This is a genomic window from Sunxiuqinia rutila (assembly GCF_050589705.1).
Classification (GTDB): domain Bacteria; phylum Bacteroidota; class Bacteroidia; order Bacteroidales; family Prolixibacteraceae; genus Sunxiuqinia; species Sunxiuqinia rutila.
Genome location: NZ_JBNGOT010000013.1, coordinates 34,287 through 55,190, shown reverse-complemented (window position 1 = coordinate 55,190; position 20,904 = coordinate 34,287). Strand labels below are relative to the sequence as shown.

Genomic DNA, 20,904 nt, shown 5'->3' with positions numbered 1-20,904 from the left:
TTTCCATCCGTTTTCGTTCGCACCTAGTAATTTTTCACATTTTCGAACTGAATCCAAAAAGTCGAATAAAAATGCAGAAAACATTCGCCTGAAAACAGAAAAACAAATAAGCAATTGTTTACCAAGACCTTCGATCAAACCTTCTTCTTCCCCATCCCTGACACATCATTGCTGATTACTTCAGGAAGGAAAAAAAAGAGCATTTTTTTTGCTCAAAAAAATCTCTTTTTTGTTTCAGGAGAAATAAAAATGCTATATTTGCACCCGCTAACGAATAGCAACGATGTCTAAAGCATCAAAACATGGTGGTTGTAGCTCAGTTGGTTAGAGCACTGGATTGTGGTTCCAGGGGTCGTGGGTTCAAATCCCATCATCCACCCATCTAAAACCCAAATAATTGCATGTCAATTGTTTGGGTTTTTTCTTTTCTACCCGCCACATCAATCAACACAATCAGTCAACCTGAAACTCCACCAACACCAAACAAAAGCTATTTTGCGAACCAGAAACCCTCCTGACTCCACCTCAAAAACTCTCCATTTTAACCAAACTGATTTTACAACCAAAAACACTTCCACCATCATGAAGTCCCAAAAAAAGACTTTATTATAAGCTAAAAATTAATTACGAATAATACAGGGAAGAATTTAGAGGCTCGATTCCACCAAAGCCATTTATGAATTACCATGAAGCTGAAAAAGCACTAAAAAAACAAAAGCCTCACAAGTTATTTACTTGCAAGGCTTTCTGTCTTACTTGGTGACTCAGCTGGGGTTCGAACCCAGGACCCCATCCTTAAAAGGGATGTGCTCTACCAGCTGAGCTACTGAGTCATCATGTGTAGTGCCTTTTTGTTTTAAAGGCGTTGCAAAAGTATGCTTTTGAACCTAAAATGCAAAACATTTTCTCATTATTTTTTCAAAAAAAAGCACCCTCCAAAAACAAACCAAAGGATATGAGAAACTTAGACAACAATAAAAATTTCAAAAAAAATGCTCCCTCTCCGAATAAGTATTTCACTCCATAGGAGATTTAGTAAATAAACTTACATTTGTTTGAAAAAATCCCTGTTAATGACTTTTGAAGGTTACTTTGTTATTGCTGTTATTGTCTTAATGATAATAGCACTCATCAACGACTGGATGCGCCCCGGTTTGTTGGTTTTTTCTGCACTGGTAGTACTAATGGCAGCAGGGGTTGTTTCCTCCACTGAAAGTCTGGCCGGCTTTTCAAACAAAGGGATGCTTACGGTAGCCGTTTTGTTTTTGGTCAGCGAGGGGGTTCGCCAAACCGGAGCGCTAAACATTGTTGCACGGGCCTTTCTTCCCAAACGCCGCGGTAAAATGCCAGTCACCCTCGCTAAAATTCTGGTTCCGGTATCATTTATTTCAGCTTTTTTAAACAATACACCTGTTGTCATCATTTTCGCACCAATGATCAAAAACTGGGCTGAAAAGATGAATCTCTCACCTCAGAAATTCTTGATTCCACTTTCTTATGCAACCATCCTCGGAGGCATGTGTACTTTGATTGGAACATCGACTAACCTAGTCGTGCATGGTTTAATGCTGGAGAATGGATTTGATGGTCTATTTATGTTTGAGCTGGGAAAAGTTGGAATCTGGATTGCCTTAGCTGGTTTTTTCTACCTTTCCTTTGTGGGACACCGTTTGCTTCCCGGGAAAAAGGACAACAACAAACGCGACAGCCTGGACTACAAAGAATATTTTCTGGATGCTACGCTTCCGTCCAACAGTTCGCTGGTGGGTGAAGAAATCACCAACGGGCGCAGCCACCAACTGAAAAACATTATTATCCACTCCATTCAACGCGGCAAAGAAACGCTGGACACCCGCAAAGGAAAGTTCGTGCTGCAACAAGACGACAAGCTTGTAATTGCGGTAAAATCGGAAGTCTTAGAAAACCTGATTCCTCAGCGAAAACTGGAATTCAAGGCACTAAAAGGATTTGGGAAATTTTACAAGAGTACCGACATCAAACAGATTGAAGCAGTTATTGCTCCCCGCTTCCCTGGTATTAATCAAACCGTGGATGAATTTGACTTTTTAAACCACTACCAGGCCGAAGTGCTGGCCGTATACCGCAATGGCGAAACAATTTCAACCAATGTTGGCTCCTTCCGCATGAAAGCCGGCGACAGCCTGGTGCTGTTAACCAACGAAAATTTCATTAAAAACTGGGGAGAATCTACCGGATTCTACCTGACCTCGTTTATTGGCGAAATCCCTCCTCCCCGATACAAAGGGCAACGCTTGCTGGCCATCTTGCTTGTTTTGTTCATGATTGTTGGGGCAACAGTAGGCCGCTACCTCCCTGAAGTTGGAGGCAATCGGCTGGACATGTTTTACTTTGCAGCGATTGTAGCCGTTCTGATGGCCTGGATCAATGTGCTGCCCAACCGAAAATACACCAAAGCCATTTCGTGGGACGTACTGATAACCATTGCCTGCGCGTTTGGTGTAAGCAAGGCCCTTCAGAACTCCGGAGCAGCCGATGCCATTGCCAATACTGCCATCAACTTTTCCAAATCGTTTGGCCCTTTAGGGGTTTTAATCACCATTTACCTGATCACCACTGTTTTCACCGAAATAATTACAAACAACGCAGCGGCCGCACTTGTATTTCCGATTGCCTTTTCAGCGGCCAATCAACTTGGGGTCGATCCCAAACCCTTTTTCATTGCCATCTGTATTGCTGCTTCAGCAAGCTTTTCGTCACCAATTGGCTACCAAACCAATTTACTGGTTCAGGGCTTAGGAAACTATAAGTTTGGGGACTACACCAAAGTTGGACTCCCCTTAAACATTGTCGCTTTCATTATGTCAATTATTCTTATTCCCATCATCTGGCCGTTCTAAATAAGAGGAATAAGAGTTAATACCTACTAGAATTAACGCAGAATAACCTATTTTTGTCCCCCTAATTAGTTTTCACAAATTTGCTTGATGCAAATTGCGCTTTAAAAATCCTAATCATGAATAAATATACTCTGACCCACTTGCGTGAATTAGAGGCTGAGGCCATTCACATCATTCGTGAAGTGGCAGCCGAATTTGAAAATCCCGTCATGCTGTATTCCATCGGGAAAGACTCATCCGTAATGGTTCGCTTGGCCGAAAAAGCTTTCTACCCCGGAAAAGTTCCTTTTCCGCTCATGCACATTGACTCCAAATGGAAGTTTAAGGAAATGGTCGAATTCCGCGACAATTACGCCAAGGAAAATGGCTGGGACCTGATTGTTCATTACAACAAGGAAGGATTTGAAAGCGGCGTAGGCCCATTTACACACGGAAGTAAAGTGCACACCGATGTGATGAAGACACAGGCGCTACTGGAAGGCCTTTCAAAATATAAGTTTGACGCCGCCTTTGGAGGTGCTCGTCGCGACGAAGAAAAATCGCGTGCCAAAGAGCGAATCTTCTCTTTCCGTGATAAATTTCACCAATGGGATCCCAAAAACCAACGTCCGGAGCTATGGGACATTTACAACGCCAAAGTACATAAAGGAGAGTCGATTCGCGTGTTCCCGATTTCGAACTGGACTGAACTCGACATCTGGCAGTACATCCGCCTGGAAAATATCCCCATCGTTCCTTTGTATTATGCCAAAGAACGCCCCATTGTTGAAGTGGACGGCAACCTGATTATGGTTGACGATGAGCGCATGCCTAAAGAACTGGTAGAAAAAGCAGAAATGCGAAAAGTTCGTTTCCGGACACTTGGCTGTTACCCACTCACCGGAGCAATTGATTCAGAAGCCGATAATATTGAGAAAATTGTTGAAGAAATGATGACGGTGACTGTTTCCGAGCGAACTACCCGTGTGATCGACTTTGACCAGGAAGGTAGTATGGAGCAGAAAAAGCGCGAAGGTTACTTCTAGACTTCAACAGAGTGCAACAACCAACAACGCTGAAAATTGATTTAAAACTTTGAACATGACACAACCCATAGATATAAAGGCTTTTCTTGATCAGGACGAAAAGAAGGACCTATTACGCTTATTGACCGCAGGTTCGGTTGATGACGGAAAATCGACCTTGATTGGCCGGTTACTTTTTGACAGTAAACGACTTTATGAAGACCAGCTTGCCGCACTGCAGCGCGACAGCAAGCGCGTGGGACATGCCGGCGAAGACATTGACTACGCCTTATTGCTTGACGGATTGAAAGCCGAACGCGAACAAGGAATTACCATCGATGTAGCCTACCGTTACTTTTCAACCAACAAACGGAAATTCATTATTGCCGACACCCCTGGACACGAGCAATACACGCGCAACATGGTAACAGGTGCATCAACGGCCAATTTGGCCATTATTCTGATTGATGCCACCAAAGGCGTGATTACTCAAACCCGGCGTCATACCTTCCTGGTTTCGCTACTGGGCATTAAACACGTGGTGCTGGCAGTGAACAAGATGGACTTGGTTGATTTTGACCAGCAAGTATTTAATGACATTTGTGAAGAATATAAAAACTTTGTGGCCCAGCTCGACATTCCGGATGTCACCTACATTCCACTCTCCGCGCTAAAAGGAGATAATGTGGTTGATCACTCCGAGCGTATGCCTTGGTACAAAGGCATGGCCATGCTCGAGTTCCTGGAATCGGTTCATATCAGCTCCGACCGCAACTTCGATGACCTACGCTACCCCGTACAATATGTGCTGCGTCCAGACCGTGATTTCCGGGGATTTTCAACCCGAATTGCATCCGGAATCGTCCGCAAAGGAGAAGAAATTATGGTACTTCCCTCCCGGAAGAAATCAACCATCAAAAGCATCACGACTTACGATGGCGAGCTGGATGAAGCATTCCCGCCTCAAGCCGTTACCATCACCTTAAATGATGAAGTCGATGTTTCACGAGGCGATATGATCGTTTATCCGGACAATCTGCCCCGCATTGAGCGTCATTTTGAAGCCACGGTAGTGTGGATGGATGAAAAGCCCATGGATCCGTCAATTCAGTTTTTTATCAAACACGCCAACAACAGCACCAAAGTCCGTATTGATAAAATCAAATACAAAACCGATGTCAACACGCTTCAAAAATCAGAAGTTGATTTTCTGGAGTTGAATGAGATTGGACGTGCCGTGCTGACCACCAATAAACCGCTGTTTTTTGATCCTTACAAGAAAAACAAAAACACCGGTTCATTTGTATTGATTCATCCTGTAACCAATAACACGGTTGCGGTTGGAATGATTATCGACAAACTGAGCCCAGATGACCTGCCCTCAAAAATCAGCGACCAACACCGGGAATTGATTCGCAAAGGACAAGGCCTGGTTTCTGATAGCGAATATCAAACCCGCTACAATCAAAAAGGAGCAACCCTTTGGGTAACCGGATTGCATGGCTCTGGAAAGAATGAGTTTGCATTCAGCCTCGAAAAGCAATTGTTCGACATGGGAGCTACCGTTGTTCTGCTCGATGGAAGTTCGGTGCGTTCAGGCCTTTCAAAAGAGCTGGACTACTCACCTACCGATCGTGCCGAGCACCTGCGTCGTGTAGCCGAAGTTTGCCGCTTACTCAACGACCAAGGCATCATTACCATCTGTTCCTTTATTTCGCCCGATCAGGCCATCCGGAAACAAGTAACCGATATTATCGGAGAAGACCGTTTCCACTTGTTCCTGATGGATGCTTCGATGGAATTCTGCAAAAAGAATAAACCTGAATTTTATGCCGATGAGACCATCAAATATGTTCCAGGAGTAGACCTTCCGTTTGAAACACCGGAGGACGCTGCCTTGAAACTTGATCCGACAAACAACGGTAAAAACCCGGATTTGGTCATTGAATACATTCGTGAAAATTCAATTTTCCCGCTCCATTAATACAATTTGTACAAGATAAAAAAAGGGAATCTCAATATGAGGCTCCCTTTTTTTATCCGTGCCACCCTAGAAGAAATCAAACACAATACAAAAGATAGGTATTCGTTAAATAGAATGAAAGGCTTAAACATTTTGTAAAAGCCCCTGTTTCATAAGCATGACAGCAACTGGAGCGTAGGTTTAAAACATGATTCAGCAACTGGATCAAAAAGGATTGCAGAAGCGCTTTCAGCTCCTGTTAGGATTTTTCCGACAAACAACTCTTTTTTTTGGTCAGTGTATATACCACATTGATAACCAAAACTACTGTTTCAATAACTCCTGGCTATAACCAATTGACAATTAAGAATAAATGTATGAAATTAGCTTACCAATAGAATTCAACATGACGCCTGCAGAGAGGTTCTATAAATATTTCAACCGAGCGTATGGTTATTCGGAAGGCGATGTGCCATCTGATAAAAAAAATGCGTTCATCGAAGAATTCATCAACCAAATTCCTGAAATAATGGATGAACTCGAAACCCATCTGCTTAAGCATGAAATCCATGAATTCTATATTAAAGTTAAAAACCTGAAATACCTCAGCGAATACAGTGAAGAGTTTAACCGTTACTGGCTTTTGCTAAGATCGGTTTCGGGCGGTTTGAACCGGGTACTTGAAAACCCAAGCAAAGAACACATTGCCAACGTTTATATCTATTACTTTAGCCGCTATGGGGGTCGCCGAAAACTGCGCGATGAAAATTGGTTTGAAGGGCATCGGTGGGAGTTCCTGGATAAGCTCTCCAAAATTTCAACGGATGATGAACTGAATGATTTTATCTTGGAGAAAATTGATGACCTCAGCTCCTATTTTCAGCTGTATAAAAAAGAATTAAGTTTCTTTATACAGGAATTGAAAAAACTTGTAAGCTAGTCTTTGCTTCACTACTTGCCACTTTCGATTGGGAAAAAACACCACTCCAAAACCAACTTCACACCTTCACAAATCCGAGCCTCCCTTCCCTGTTTTTTTATGTAAGATTCATTATCTTGTCCTTCAAAATAATCAAACATGAAAAGACAATACAACTGGGCCATTTTAGGCTGTGGAAAAATTGCACAAAAATTTGCTGAAGACTTAAAACTGCTTCCCAATGCCAAGCTTTATGCCGCGGCTTCGCGAAGTTTGAATCGCGCTCAGGAGTTTGCCAACCAATTGGGATTTGAGAAAGCCTATGGAAGCTACAACGAACTGGTTGAAGATCCGCAGGTAGACATCGTTTATATTGCCACTCCACACTCCCATCATCACGAGCATGCGCTTTTGTGTCTGACTCACCAAAAAGCTGTATTGTGCGAAAAAGCCTTTGCCATGAACGCACGCGAAGCTCGGGAAATGATCGACTGCGCCAAGCAAAACAATACCTTTTTGATGGAAGCTTTCTGGACCCGCTTTCAACCCGGTTTCCTGAAAGCCATGGAAATTCTTCAATCCGGAAAGCTGGGCCAATTAAAGATGGTACGCTCTGACTTTGCCTTCAATGCAGAAAAAAATGCAGACCTGCGCTTGTACAATATTGACCTGGGCGGAGGATCACTACTTGATATTGGCATCTATCCGGTTTTTGCAGCTCTTATGACCTTAGGGAAACCGGAAACCATCCAAACGCTCCCCCAATTTAGCTTTACCAATAGCGAAGAATCCATTCTAATGAGTTTCAAATACGCCAATGGAGCCATGGCTTCGCTGGTTTCGAGCTTTGCCTCGCATTCCTCCATCCAATCCGAATTTTGGTGCGAAAAAGGCTACCTGCGCCTAAACCGACGCTGGTTTGCCAATGCCCAAATTTGTATTTGGCAACAAGGCATGGAGCATGAAGAACCTGTGGAAGTACCTCCAATCGAAGGAAAAGGCTATCAGTTTGAAGCGGCACATGTGATGAAATGCCTGGATGAAGGAAGAATTGAAAGTGACATGATGACCTTCGCCATTACGCTTGACTTAATGGACACGCTGGATCGGGTGCGAGCTGATGCCGGTATTGTTTATCCCCAACATGATTTCCCGGCAAACCAGTAGGCCTAACAGCTTGTTATAAAAAAACAAAACAGTGCTACCTGCTGCTGGCCTTGAACTGATCCACAGTCAGCAGCAGGTAGCACATTTGATGAAGATTTACCAGGCCTGTTTGCAGACATATTAACATTATTTAAAGAAAAAATTAAGCCATTCACCGATAATTCTTCCAAACATTAAGTAAAAAAGTATAATTTTGGTTGTATCAAGAAATAAGCTATGAAATTAATCATCCTCACATCTTCTATTTTTTACTTATTAGGACTGAAATTGACGCATCAGGTCGAAATTGAACAGCCATTCACCACCGATACCGTAATCAGTGCACCAGCAGAAGCACCTCAGCTTCCCAAGCTGGAAAAACCGGAAGAAAAGCCACAGATCAATGAGGATAAAGCTGATACCTTAAAAAGCACTGGTTCAAATGAAAAAACAGCTCCCTGGTTTCCTTTCCTTGAAGATTTAGAAACTCCTGAGCTTTAATACGTCTTCTGTTCCTAACAAATTTGTTTCCCAAAATCAACTGTTGAAAGTTGGTTGTTTCATGTTCAAGCTTGGCCTTGCTGAATCACTACCATTCAATCTTTGGCTATTGCCCCATTACTATCCACTCTCGGCTATTGCTCAACACAACAATTTTTCGAAAAAAAAGCCGGTCAAATAATGCTATTTGCCGGCTTCATGAGATTCGAAATATTTTAATTATTCCCCAGAATTAAGGGAAGACCTTCTTTCGTACTTCCAATGACAACAACCTTGGAATTGGGTGATTTCGAAAGTTCCAACGTCGCTTCAATCCCGCGTTGTTTCAGAATATTCATTGTTAATGAAGCATCAATAATACGGTTATAGCGTGCAATTGCCTCGGCTTCAATCCGCTTTTTCTCCGCTTCCTGTTCTGCTGTTTGCAGCGTATACTGGTAAGTTAAGAATGCCTGTTCTTCTTCAAGCTTCTTCTCAATCGCCTGCTTAATTTTATCGGGCAGGTTAATTGAGCGAATCAAAAGCGCTTTCATGTCGATGTTATTCTTATTAAGCACCTTCTCTGTTTCCTCAATAATGGACGATTCCACCTCGCTTCTTTTGGTCGAATAAATTTCCTCGGCCGTGTAACGCCCCGCCACCTGACGAACCGACGAACGAACTTCCGGAGTTATTAACTGGTCGATGTAGCGCTTTCCAAAAATCTCGTGCAAATACCCAATTTTATCATAAGTTGGGTTGAAACGCACAGAAACATCAACATTAACCGATAATCCGTTTTTATCCAAAACATCCATGGTCTCTTCCCGTTGTTGCTCTTTTACATCATATACAAATAAAGTATTCCAGGGAGCCACAATATGAAAACCAGGAATATAAATATTATCCTTGTCCAAGCCTGAAGTAAAAGGCCGGAAAATAACTCCTCGTTCACCGGGCTGGATGGTCACAAACATGCTACTTCCAAAAAACAGCAAAACAAAAACGACAATTGCTGCAATAATGAGATACGACTTTTTAAAATTAAAATCCATTGGTATGAAATTTTTAAAATGATAAAAAGTAAATGTAAGAGAATTTTAAGGATTTCCTTAACAAAACAGTCAAATGTTAACAAAATCCACTTAACGAGCTTGATTCAGAACGACAAGGGTATGGTATAATCAGTTTTTTTTAATTAGATTTGAAATTCATCAAAACCCCTATTATATGATTGGTTCTTCAGAACTTATTATAAATAACGACAAGAGTATCTTCCACCTGCACCTTAAGCCAGAACATATAGCCGACCATGTTTTGCTGGTTGGCGATCCCGGCCGCGTTGAGTTAATCGCATCACACTTTTCCAACATTGAATTTACCATCCGGAACCGGGAATTTGTTTCAACCACAGGAACCTATAAAAACACCCGCATTACCGTAATTTCAACAGGCATTGGAACAGACAACATTGACATTGTGATCAATGAGCTGGATGCTCTGGTCAATATTGACTTGGAAACCCGGGAAATAAAAGAGGAAAAGCGTTCGCTCAACATTATCCGAATCGGAACTTCGGGGGCGCTGCAAAAGCACTTGCCGGTTAACTCCTACGTGATATCCCGCAAAGCCATTGGCTTTGATGGTTTGCTTAACTTTTATGCTGACCGGGAACAGATTTCAGACATGGATTTTGAACGAAACTTCATCAATCATACCGACTGGAACTCGCTTTTGAGCAAACCTTATGTTGTCAATTCATCACCCCTTTTACTCGATCGTTTCAAAAATCAGCACTTTGTTGAAGGAGTAACCATCTCCGCGCCCGGATTTTATGGCCCGCAAGGACGCATTCTACGGTTGAATACGGCTGACCCAAAGCTGAATGAAAAAGTTGAATGTTTCTTTTACAACGACTTGCAAATAACAAATTACGAAATGGAGTGTTCGGCAATCTACGGGCTTTCGGCCCTGCTCGGGCATCAGGCACTTACCATTTGCCTGATCATTGCCAACCGAACAACCAAAGAAGCAAACGAAAACTACCACCCCGAAATGAAAAAGCTGATTAAAATAGTCTTGGATACGTTATCAACTTAAATTGTTTTGTAGTTATGAAAAATGACCGTTTACAAGCTTTAATTGCCTTACTGGATGATCCGGATGAGACGGTCTTTGAAGCGGTAGAGCAACAATTACTCTGCGAGGATGCACGAATTGTTGACCAGTTGGAACAAATATGGGAAACCAGTCTGGATGAACTCATTCAAAATCGAATAGAGAACCTGATTCAACAAATCCAATTTGCAGAAACCAGAACCAAAATCCTCAACTGGGCCAATCAAAAACAAATTGACCTGTTTGAGGGCTTCTTCCTGATCAGTCAATACCAATATCCTGATCTGAAGTTAAAGCAAGTCAGGTCAAAACTTCAGAAAATATCAAATGACGTTTGGCTTGAAATCAGCAACAAGCTCACTTCGCTGGAGAAAATTACTGTGCTCAATCATATTTTCTATGATACCAACCAATTTTCGGTTAACCTGAACAACCTCAGTTCGCCACAAAACTGCTACTTAAATCAAATACTCGAAACCAAAAAAGGCAATGCCATTTCAATTGCCATTTTATATGCCTTGATTGCCCGAGAACTCAAGTTCCCCGTCCAGTTCATCAATTTTCCCAAAACGCCTTTACTGGCTTATATCGATCCGGAATTGGCCAAAGAAGTTCATGGTAAAGATTACAAGTCATCCATTCTATTCTACATCAACCCATCCAATAAGGGTGCCATTATTGGACGGAAAGAAATTGACTTTTTCCTCAACAAAAATGACCAGTACGATATCAATGACTTCAATACCCCTTGCGAAGACAAGTTGATCATAAAGAAGCTGCTGGAAAGTCTGATTGAAAGCTACGACTCCTTGGGCTATCAAGACAAAGTGGATGATCTGGGACGAATCGCTGATTTCCTGTAAAACCAAAAGATTCGCTTTCTCAAGGTATAAAACGATGAAAAAGCGAATCAACTACTGCGGCCAAACAAACAAGCTTTTACTTGTTGCCTTGCAAAACTATTTTCTTTCAGGAATCCCCGTTTATTTTTTCCATAACGGTTTTCAAAATAAGCTGCTCCTTGGTTTCGGCCTGATACAGAAGCTCCGTGGCTTCATGCTTTAGGGCAGCCTTCCGGTCAGCATCTTTCAGCCCACTCAGGTTGATCAAAACATTCAGGTAAGCCCCATGAGTCGCTGTTTTTGCGCAAAGGCCAGCAACACCGGCATCCGACACCGAATTGGGATTTCCAATTGCAGCCATGGCTTCAATAACCTCCATCGAACGCAAGGCAGTTTTCATTATTTCAAGTGGCACCTGAATGGCATTCAAAGTTGCTTGCTGAATTGCTTCGCTACGAGCCTTCTTCTCCTCTTCACTTCCTTTAGGTAAACCAAAGGCTGCCATAATTTGGTTAAAAGCATTCGTATCTTCATCAACCAGGCGAAGAAATTGATTTTGAAAGGCTTTTGCTTGTTCTGCCCAATCTGAAAATTCTTCCCACCGGTGGTCCCAACCCCGTTTATGTGCCGAAAGGTTGGCAACCATACCCCCCAAAGCAGTTCCCAAAGCACCAACATAAGCTGAAATAGAGCCACCTCCCGGAGCCGGAGACTCAGAAGCGGTTTCATTGGCAAAACTACTCAAACTTAAATCTGCCAGTTTTTTAGTCTCATCTTCCAGCAAATATTCAATAATACGCTCACGTGGGTTAAATGGACCAAGCTCATCCAGCCCCATCGACTTTATGGCTATTTTGATCAATTCGGAATCGGCAACTCCTGTCGAGCGTTGCTGCTTGCGCAGGAAGTATTTTCCGGCTTCAAGCATGGCCTGTAACGGAATCAAACCTACCAGTTCTGATCCGGTTACTCGTAAGCCCCGGCTTTCAGCACTCTTACAAACAGCATCAAAGGCCACATGAATAGGCGTAACGGTAATATCGGTTAAGTTCATCGAGATTTGAGCAACCCCATATTCTTCAATATACCAACCAATGGCGCGAACCTTTTTCAGGCTTCCCGGAATACGTACCGGTTCGCCCTGTTCATCGGTTACAATTTTGCCTGTTACCGGATCTCCTTCGCGCTTTACCCGACCTGCCTCGCGAACATCAAATGCCACCGCATTAGCCCGCCGGGTGGAAGTTGTATTTAAATTGACATTGTAGGCAATCAGGAAATTCCGGGCACTGACAGCTGTTGCACCAGCTTTCACATTCATTTTGACAGGGCCAAAGTCAGGTTTCCAATTGGCATCCTTCAGCTTATCGGGCAAGCCTTCGTATTCGCCCGACCGGCAGTTGGCCAGACTTCGACGTTCCTCCTTTTGTGCGGCAAACTCATAACAGTAAACCGGTATTTCAAGCTCTTCACCTATGCGCTGAGCCAGTTGTCGGGCATATGCTACCGTTTCTTCCATCGAAATACCTGCAATAGGCACCAATGGACAAACATCGGTAGCCCCAAAACGCGGATGTTCTCCATGATGCTTGCTCATATCAATTAACTGCGAGGCCATTTTCACGGCCTGAAAAGCAGCTTCGACCACATCCTTTGGAGGCCCAACAAAGGTCACTACCGTACGATTGGTTGCATAACCCGGATCGACATTGAGCAGCTTAATATTTTCCACTCGTTCAATTGCATCCGTTATTTGCTTGATAATTGATTGATTTCTTCCTTCACTGAAGTTTGGTACGCATTCAATTAACTGGTTCATCGTTTTTATTTTTTATTGATTACAGGATCAGGTGATCTGATTGAAGTGTCAGCTTAATAAATTTCCCCATTAATGATAACGGTTTCCACCGGGTTAGTGCCAAAATAATAAGGAATGGCTAAATAACTCGGAAGTTCCCGGGTAATGAACAGGTTGGCCAATTTGCCTTTGGCTATACTTCCACAGCAATGTTCTACCCCCATGGCATAAGCCGAATTGATGGTGCAGGCATTAATAGCCTCTTCCGGTGTCATCCGGTAATTAATGCAAGCTAAAGATTGAATAAAATTCATGTTTCCGGAAGGTGACGATCCAGGGTTGTAGTCTGATGCCAGGGCCACAGGCAATCCGGCGTCCATCATTTTCCGAACCGGCGAGAGGGGCATATTTAAAAAGAAGGCCGCTCCGGGTAAAACAGTTGGCATGGTTCCGGAGCCCAGCAGCGCCTGAATTTCCGGCTCCTCCATATATTCCAGATGATCAACTGAGCGCGCTCCATATTGAACTCCTACCTGCACTCCCCCGGTTAATCCCAGTTCATTGGCGTGAATCTTGGGCTGTAAATCATATTTAAGTCCGGCCTCAAGCAGTTGAGCCGTTTCTTCCACCGTAAAAAAGCCTTGATCACAAAACACATCCATATAATCTGCCAGACCTTCCTTTTCAATTGCCGGAAGCATTTCGTTTATAATCAATTGAATGTATTTTTGCCGATTGTTACGGTAACCGACCGGCAAAGCATGTGCTCCCAGAAAAGTGGACTTAATCATGAGCGGGCTACTTTCTTTCAACCGTTTGATTACCCTTAACATTTTCAGTTCTGACTCCAGACTAAGTCCATAGCCACTTTTGATTTCCACAGCGGTAGTTCCATGCTGCTTAATTTCATCCAAACGCAACATGGCTGATAAAAATAAATCTTCTTCGGAAGCTTGCTCCATTCGTTTGGCCGAATTCAAAATGCCCCCTCCTCTACGTGCTATTTCCTCATAGCTCAGTCCGTTAATTCGATCTACAAACTCCTGTTCGCGACTGGCGGGAAAAACCAGATGGGTGTGTGAATCACAATAGCCAGGCATCACAATTTTACCGGCACAATCGATTTCCATCACCATTTCTGCTCCTTCAACAAGCAATTCGCTGAAATCCTTCATCTCACCATAGGTTTCGATCTGATCATCGTCGATCACCAAAAAGGCATCCTTCAATACCGACAACTCCTTCATTTCCTTGCCGGCAACCCATGTTCGAGCCTGTTCTTCAACTTGAACCAACTCTTTGATATTTTCCAAAATTACCTTCATCTCAATTACTCTGGATTTTTATACAAGATAAAAAAAGAAGTCGGAGAAATAAACTGTCATAAATCATACAGGCTGAATCTTTATGGTAATTATTGGCCCCTAAGGTTCAGGTCGTCATAGCGAAACAAGTGAGTAACTCATAGAAAATCAATTGAAAACAGGACATATAAACAGGACGTGTGACCACAAGTACAAACTAAAGTTTACGAAGACGCTTAATTATAATTTGTCCTTGCTTGTCGGCTTTCAAAAGGTAGAAACCGGAGCTGAATTTTTGCAGCTCGAAGCGTATCTTTTGAGTACCTGGCGTAAGCTCTTTTTTATCCCATTTTTTCACGGTATTTCCCAGTATATCAATAAGCTCAAAACGGATCGTGCCATAGTTATCAGAAAACACTTCCACAAAAACAAACTCCCGGGCCGGGTTGGGGTAAACTTTATCAATTTGATAGTCCAGTTTATCAGATTTAGAAAGATCCTGGGCCTTTAGCCCGCCACTAAATAGTAAAAACAATGAAAATGTGAGTGTAAGTAGAATTTCCTTCATAGTTCAGTCCTGTTTATAGTTGCTTAGACAAGAACTATTCCAAAAAGGTTTCATCTAGTCCGAAAGAAATAACGCACAATTTTTGACAAACGCACAAAAACCTCCCAAAACGATGAGAGGTTTTCTGAATCGAGATTCATCTGGTCTACTTCCCTAAAGCAAGATATTTTAAAAATTCTTCGCGTCGATTTTGTTGTTTAAAAACGCCTCCATACTCAGCCGTGAGCGTTGAGCTGCTCTCATCTTCAATTCCTCGAACAGACACACACATATGCTTAGCATCGATGACAACAGCCACATCTTCCGTGTTTAGTACCCGCTTTAGCTCACGGGCAATCTGAACCGTCAAACGCTCCTGCACCTGCGGCCGGCGGGCATAATAATCAACAATCCGGTTAATTTTGGACAAACCAATAACCTTTCCACTTGAAACATAAGCCACATGCGCTTTTCCTATAATTGGCAAAAAGTGATGTTCGCAGGTTGAATTCAAGTTAATATTCTTTTCAACCAACATTTCCTGGTATTGAAATTTATTCTCAAAGACCGAGATTTTTGGACTGGCTTGCGGATTCAAACCCTTAAAAATTTCCTGCACAAACATTTTGGCCACCCGATGCGGTGTTCCGTTCAAACTATCATCATTCAAATCCAGACCAAGCGTATCCATAATGTCTCTAAACTTCGATTCGATGATGCTAATTTTCTGCTCATCGCTCAAATCAAAAGCATCCGGACGCATGGGAGTATAAATAGAAGTGGCAATATGGTTGTCTCCAATCACATCAGCATCCACCAAATTACTACTTTTCATTCCATTCTTGTATCCATTTAAGTCAGACACCTGGTGATTCGTTTTTATAAAACCATTTACTTTCATTGTCTTTTCTCCGTATGTTTTCAAGAATAACCAACAAGACAAAATTAAGTTTGTTTAATCTTTTAGCTAAAAAATGAAACAAAATAACAAAAAACGCTATAACGCCTGATTGAAACAGCCATTCTTCCCGATCCCAAATGCAGCATATAATGATTGTTTGCGTGACAAACACCTTATTTCAGAAACTTAAAAATAAATTATAAGTAAAATGATAAATAGCTGGTTAGTATTTAATAACTTTATAGGAAATAGCGCATCCTATCTTTCGAAGCAATGAAACAACAAATCAAACAATTGTTCTTTTGGGGAACAACCATCACTTTATTGTTTACAACCTTACAGGCTAGCCCTGCCACAGGCAGAAATACTAAAAAGCCCAATGTACTGATCATCATGGCAGATAACCTCGGCTATGGAGACCTTTCAATCACCGGAGCCAAAGACATTCGAACCCCCAACATTGATGACCTCTTCATGAATGGACTTATTTTCAATGAATTTTATGCAAATTCAACGGCCAGCTCGCCAACCCAGGCTTCCTTACTCACCGGGCGCTACCCGGCCTCTGTTGGAGTTCATGGCATGATTCGCGACAACCAAGAAAACAGCTGGGGATACTTTCAAACGGAATCGACTTTGCCCATGCATTTTCGCAAAGCCGGCTACACAACTGCCCTGATTGGAAAATGGGACTTAGGATTTGAGTCGCCAAATCTTCCAAACGAACGGGGATTCGACTTATTCATGGGGTATATGGGCGATGAGATTGATGATTATTTTACCCACCACAGCAAGGGCAAAAACTACTTGCGCTTCAATAAAAAGGAAATTGTAACGAAAGGACATGCCACGGATTTATTTACCAATTGGTCTGTAAATTTTGTGGAAAGCCAGCAGAATGCGGACAATCCCTTCCTGTTATGCCTGTCCTTTAACGCTCCCGGCACCTTGCTTCAGCCCGTCGAAAACTATTTAAATCAAGTCCGGGAAAGACAGCATGGATTAAGCTCAGAAAGAGCAAACTACATTGCCCTAATCGAACAGATTGATGACGGTATCGGAAAAGTGATCACGAAACTGAACGAAACAAATCAGCTAAAAAATACGATCATCGTATTTAGCGCGCATACTGGAGGAAGCACAGCGCATGGCGCCTCAAACAGGACCTTACGCGGAGGACACCAGGACTTGTACGAAGGCGGCATTCGGGTGCCCACCTGTCTGTTTTGGAAAAGCCAAATCAAAAAAGGACGTCTAAGTCATCAGGTGGCCCTAACCATGGACCTTTTCCCGAGCTTGAGCCAGCTTTGCGAAACTCCGTCAGACCAAAACTTTGATGGAAAAGACTTAACAAGCTGCATTTTCAACGACGAACCTTTGCCTGGAAACCGGACGTTGTTCTGGCTTTATCGAAAAGGAGACGATTTCAACGGTAAAGCAATTTATGCCGCTCGACGTGGAGCTTATAAACTCATGCAAAATCATCCTTCTGAAAAATTCAGGTTGTATAATTTAACTACTGATCCGCATGAAATGATTCCGCTTTCAGAGAGCTCCAAATACTACCAGGATTTACATCAGGAAATCCATCAGTATATTCAGGAAAATGAAAAAATACCTTGGTCCGAGAACTCCAATTCAAGTCAATTGATTCCTTCAACATCCGTTCGATGAATCGAAAAAAGATAAAAGCCTCAAGAACCTATAAAAGGCCAACATTCGCTGGGCTAAAGGATTCAGGAGAAACTTCACTATTGCTGTACAAGCTATTCTGCTAAACAAAAGAAAATGATGAGATTCTTTGTATTTCAAAACTTTCCATTAAATTTAACAGCACAATACAGCACAGCAAATCTAAACTAACAAACAATGAAAAAACTTAGTTACCTATTGTTACTGGTATTTTTGTCGACCATGACTTACGCACAAAAAGGCTATACGCCCACCAACGAAAACCTGGAAAACCGAGAATGGTTTCTGGATGCCAAGTTTGGCCTTTTCATTCACTGGGGAGTATACTCCATCATGGCCGGTGGTGGCGATTCGGGAGTAGCTGAATGGATAATGAACCAAAAGCAGATCCCAATTGCTCAGTATGAAAAGCTGCCTTCCTTTTTTAATCCCACCAACTTTGACCCGGCCAAATGGGTATCGATGGTAAAGAAAGCAGGTATGAAATACATTACCATAACCAGCAAGCATCATGATGGTTTTGCCATGTACGACTCGAAAGTGAGCGATTACAACATTGTTGATCAAACGCCTTATGGCAAGGATATCCTGAAAGCCTTAAAGGAAGAATGCGACAAACAAGGAGTAAAATTATTCTTTTACTATTCCCAACTCGACTGGCGTCATCCGGATTATTACCCACGCGGCCGCACCGGTGGCGATTATACCGGAAGAGCCGATGAGGGAAATTGGAAGGACTATCTGGACTACATGAACGCTCAGTTAACCGAACTGTTAACCAACTATGGCGAAGTCGGTGGAATTTGGTTTGACGGGATGTGGGATAAACCCGATGCCAATTGGTATCTGGAGGAAACCTACAGTTTGATTCACCAACTACAGCCCGGAACCCTGATTGGCAGCAATCATCATAAAGCACCTTATCCGGGCGAAGACTTCCAGATGTTTGAGCGCGACCTTCCGGGAGAAAACACCATGGGATTCAATCAAACCGGAACAATCTCCGAACTTCCCCTTGAAATGTGCGAAACCATGAATGGCTGTTGGGGATTCAACCTTACCGACACCAACTACAAATCAAGCAAACAACTTATTCAAACCATGGTAAAAGCTGCGGGTTATGGCGCTAACTTTTTGCTGAATACCGGCCCTATGCCCAACGGCGAAATTCAACCCGAAAACATCGATACCCTGATGATTATGGGCCAATGGATGGAACAATACGGGGAGTCAATTTATGGAACACGCAAAGGACCAATCAGTCCGAGCAAATGGGGCGCAACAACCCAAAAAGGTAACACCGTCTATGTTCATATTCTGAATTTGGAAGAAGAAACGCTGGAACTCCCCTCCTTTGATCAAAAGATTAAATCCATCCGTTTCTTTGATGATGACACCAAAGTAAAATTCAAGAAAACAGCCAATGGGGTTATTCTGCAATTACCAGCAGACAAACGAAATGAGGTGGACACCATCCTCAAAGTTGAGATCTAAAGAAAGCCACTTTCAATACAAAAAAGAAGCTGATCACTCCAAGTGGTCAGCTTCTTTTTGCTTCGAAGGTTTTAACTATAGATGGTCAGTACCAGTTTTCGGGAGCCACCATAATCGCGGTATTCTCCCAGGTAAATGCCCTGCCAGGTTCCCAGATTGAGCCGTCCATGAGTGATTGGAACAGTTATTTCTGCACCTAAAATCGATGATTTCAGATGGGCCGGCATATCATCAGCTCCTTCGTAGGTATGCGTATAAACAGGATGGTTTTCGGGAACCAGCTTGTTGATGAAGGATTCGAAGTCCGTCCGCACCGAAGGATCAGCATTTTCATTGATGGTTAAACCCGCTGAGGTGTGTTTAATCAAAATATGAAGCAAACCTTTCTCGGGCAAATCCGGCAGTTCCCGGCTTATCAAATCAGTAATCAGATGAAATCCTCTCCTAAATTCCGGTAATCGTATTTCTTTTTGTTGAATCATACAGGATGAATAACAGCATTCGTCGAAACAGGTTCAAGCGTAAAGGCCTCTTGCCAGTTTGAAGTCCGCCATCAAGCGTTTAGCTTACTTCATAAAATCATCAAAAGCATTGTAAACACCCCCACTTTGCTGGCTTTGTTGCATATCATGCTGATTTTGCTGCCACTGCACAGCCATGTCCGACAAGGTTGGATCAGCATGATTAAAAAACAACTTATAGGCCGTACAAAAGCGTGGTTTGCGTTGATCGCGCGGATCTTTTATCCGATCCTTAGTACAACCACCATAGCATTTGGTAAGCCAGCTGCACTGCTTGCACTCCCGCGGAAGCTGAGTCTTGGCCATTCCAAAAACCGTTTGCTTTTTCGAGTTCAGCATGTTTATAATCCGGTCATGCATCACATTTCCCAGTTTCCATTTGGGCTCTACAAAAAAGTCACAGCTATATACGTTGCCGTTGTGTTCAACAACCACATAGGGGCCGCATTCTTTCATCATCGTACATTCCGGAGCCTCCAGACCAACATAGGTGTAAAAAACCGACTCAAAGTGACGGATCGAGGTGGTGGGTTGACCATCTTTAAAGTCAGCCAACCACAGGTCAAACAATTTATTCAAAAAATGCCCATAAGCCTCAGCCGATACGGAAAAGTCAGCAGCCTTGGTCGGGTCATTTTTATCGGTTTCAACTACAGGAATAAACTGCATAAAGGTCAGTCCCATCTCCTTGTAATAGTTGTACAATTCTTCCGGATACTTCACCGAATGACTGGTTACACAGCACATCGCATTAACCGAAACGCCTTCGTCAAGCAACATTTTAGCACGATCTTCCACCCGTTGATGAGTACCTTTTCCTGCCACATCAAACCGGTAATGATCATGAATGAACTGAGGCCCATCCAAAGATAATCCAACCAGCCAATCGTATTTTTTCAGAAATTTAGCCCAATCCCGGTTCAGTAAAAGCCCATTGGTTTGCAAACCATTACCCACCATCTGGCCGTGTCCGTATTTTTTTTCCAGTTCAATTGCCCGTTCATAAAATTCCAGTCCCATCAAGGTGGGTTCTCCTCCCTGCCATGCCAGTGAAACATTCTCACCCGACTGCTGCATCACCTGCCGGATAGTTTCTTCCTGCACCTGCGGACTCATGCGGTGCGTTTTATTCTGAGCAAATAATTCAGACTTTTCCAGGTAAAAGCAATACGAACAATTCAAATTGCAATCGGGTCCTGAAGGTTTAATTAAAACTGAATTAAGCGGTTTAAATTTCTTTGCCATTTCTATTCCTTATCAAAAATCGAAAGTCACAAACTTACAAAAACAATCACA

General features: G+C 42.7%; 17 protein-coding genes and 2 tRNA genes. 11 read left to right on the top strand and 8 right to left on the bottom strand.

Annotated features, from left to right (window positions below):
• The first annotated feature begins 305 nt into the window (after positions 1–305).
• Positions 306–379 (top strand) — tRNA-His (locus ACRD6K_RS15490).
• A gap of 378 nt (positions 380–757) precedes the next feature.
• Here the strand turns inward: ACRD6K_RS15490 and ACRD6K_RS15485 are convergent.
• Positions 758–833: transfer RNA gene (locus ACRD6K_RS15485), tRNA-Lys, on the bottom strand.
• A gap of 240 nt (positions 834–1,073) precedes the next feature.
• Here ACRD6K_RS15485 and ACRD6K_RS15480 point away from each other — a divergent pair.
• From ACRD6K_RS15480 to ACRD6K_RS15455, 6 genes are all read left to right on the top strand, one after another.
• Positions 1,074–2,879 carry an SLC13 family permease gene (locus ACRD6K_RS15480; RefSeq protein WP_299576114.1) on the top strand — a complete coding sequence of 602 codons (1,806 nt, stop codon included), beginning with the start codon at positions 1,074–1,076 and terminating at the stop codon, positions 2,877–2,879.
• Between the two features lie 116 nt (positions 2,880–2,995).
• A complete protein-coding gene (gene cysD, locus ACRD6K_RS15475; protein ID WP_299576112.1) occupies positions 2,996–3,904 on the top strand; it encodes a sulfate adenylyltransferase subunit CysD in 909 nt (302 codons plus the stop codon).
• 55 nt (positions 3,905–3,959) lie between these two features.
• The gene (gene cysN, locus ACRD6K_RS15470; RefSeq protein WP_299576110.1) at positions 3,960–5,867 is read left to right on the top strand and encodes a sulfate adenylyltransferase subunit CysN; all 1,908 of its coding nucleotides are present in this window, start codon (positions 3,960–3,962) and stop codon (positions 5,865–5,867) included.
• Positions 5,868–6,252: 385 nt separating this feature from the next.
• Positions 6,253–6,786 carry a hypothetical protein gene (locus tag ACRD6K_RS15465; protein ID WP_299576108.1) on the top strand — a complete coding sequence of 178 codons (534 nt, stop codon included), beginning with the start codon at positions 6,253–6,255 and terminating at the stop codon, positions 6,784–6,786.
• Positions 6,787–6,924: 138 nt separating this feature from the next.
• Positions 6,925–7,932 (top strand): Gfo/Idh/MocA family protein, encoded by a 1,008-nt coding sequence (locus ACRD6K_RS15460; RefSeq protein WP_430973990.1) that lies wholly within the window; start codon positions 6,925–6,927, stop codon positions 7,930–7,932.
• A gap of 216 nt (positions 7,933–8,148) precedes the next feature.
• On the top strand, positions 8,149–8,412 hold the full coding sequence (locus ACRD6K_RS15455; RefSeq protein WP_430973989.1) for a hypothetical protein: 264 nt from the start codon (positions 8,149–8,151) through the stop codon (positions 8,410–8,412).
• A gap of 215 nt (positions 8,413–8,627) precedes the next feature.
• Here the strand turns inward: ACRD6K_RS15455 and ACRD6K_RS15450 are convergent, their stop codons facing one another.
• Entirely contained in the window at positions 8,628–9,446 is an 819-nt protein-coding gene (locus ACRD6K_RS15450; RefSeq protein ID WP_299576102.1) for a prohibitin family protein, read from the bottom strand.
• A gap of 175 nt (positions 9,447–9,621) precedes the next feature.
• On the opposite strand from ACRD6K_RS15450, the gene ACRD6K_RS15445 reads away from it, so the two are divergent.
• On the top strand, positions 9,622–10,491 hold the full coding sequence (locus tag ACRD6K_RS15445; RefSeq protein WP_430973988.1) for a nucleoside phosphorylase: 870 nt from the start codon (positions 9,622–9,624) through the stop codon (positions 10,489–10,491).
• 14 nt (positions 10,492–10,505) lie between these two features.
• Positions 10,506–11,372, top strand: a complete 867-nt coding sequence (locus tag ACRD6K_RS15440; protein WP_430973987.1) for a transglutaminase-like domain-containing protein — start codon at positions 10,506–10,508, stop codon at positions 11,370–11,372.
• 106 nt (positions 11,373–11,478) lie between these two features.
• Here ACRD6K_RS15440 and ftcD read toward each other — a convergent pair whose 3' ends face one another.
• The 4 genes from ftcD to folE form a co-directional block, all read right to left on the bottom strand.
• Entirely contained in the window at positions 11,479–13,170 is a 1,692-nt protein-coding gene (ftcD, locus tag ACRD6K_RS15435; protein WP_430973986.1) for a glutamate formimidoyltransferase, read from the bottom strand.
• A gap of 53 nt (positions 13,171–13,223) precedes the next feature.
• Positions 13,224–14,474, bottom strand: coding sequence for an imidazolonepropionase (hutI, locus tag ACRD6K_RS15430; protein WP_430973985.1), 1,251 nt, complete (start codon positions 14,472–14,474; stop codon positions 13,224–13,226).
• A 196-nt stretch (positions 14,475–14,670) separates the two neighbouring features.
• Positions 14,671–15,021, bottom strand: a complete 351-nt coding sequence (locus tag ACRD6K_RS15425; RefSeq protein WP_299576092.1) for a T9SS type A sorting domain-containing protein — start codon at positions 15,019–15,021, stop codon at positions 14,671–14,673.
• Between the two features lie 145 nt (positions 15,022–15,166).
• Positions 15,167–15,835: a GTP cyclohydrolase I FolE gene (folE, locus tag ACRD6K_RS15420; RefSeq protein WP_430973984.1), complete on the bottom strand. Its 669-nt coding sequence runs from the start codon at positions 15,833–15,835 to the stop codon at positions 15,167–15,169.
• 339 nt (positions 15,836–16,174) lie between these two features.
• Here folE and ACRD6K_RS15415 point away from each other — a divergent pair, with 339 nt between their 5' ends.
• Together ACRD6K_RS15415 and ACRD6K_RS15410 are read left to right on the top strand one after the other, a co-directional pair.
• Positions 16,175–17,575, top strand: coding sequence for a sulfatase-like hydrolase/transferase (locus ACRD6K_RS15415; protein ID WP_430973983.1), 1,401 nt, complete (start codon positions 16,175–16,177; stop codon positions 17,573–17,575).
• Between the two features lie 195 nt (positions 17,576–17,770).
• Complete coding sequence (locus tag ACRD6K_RS15410; protein WP_430973982.1) at positions 17,771–19,087, top strand: alpha-L-fucosidase; 1,317 nt, start codon at positions 17,771–17,773, stop codon at positions 19,085–19,087.
• 71 nt (positions 19,088–19,158) lie between these two features.
• On the opposite strand, the gene ACRD6K_RS15405 is transcribed toward ACRD6K_RS15410, so the two are convergent.
• Entirely contained in the window at positions 19,159–19,569 is a 411-nt protein-coding gene (locus ACRD6K_RS15405; protein ID WP_430973981.1) for a secondary thiamine-phosphate synthase enzyme YjbQ, read from the bottom strand.
• Positions 19,570–19,653: 84 nt separating this feature from the next.
• Positions 19,654–20,853 carry an anaerobic sulfatase maturase gene (locus tag ACRD6K_RS15400; RefSeq protein ID WP_299576082.1) on the bottom strand — a complete coding sequence of 400 codons (1,200 nt, stop codon included), beginning with the start codon at positions 20,851–20,853 and terminating at the stop codon, positions 19,654–19,656.
• Positions 20,854–20,904: the final 51 nt, after the last annotated feature.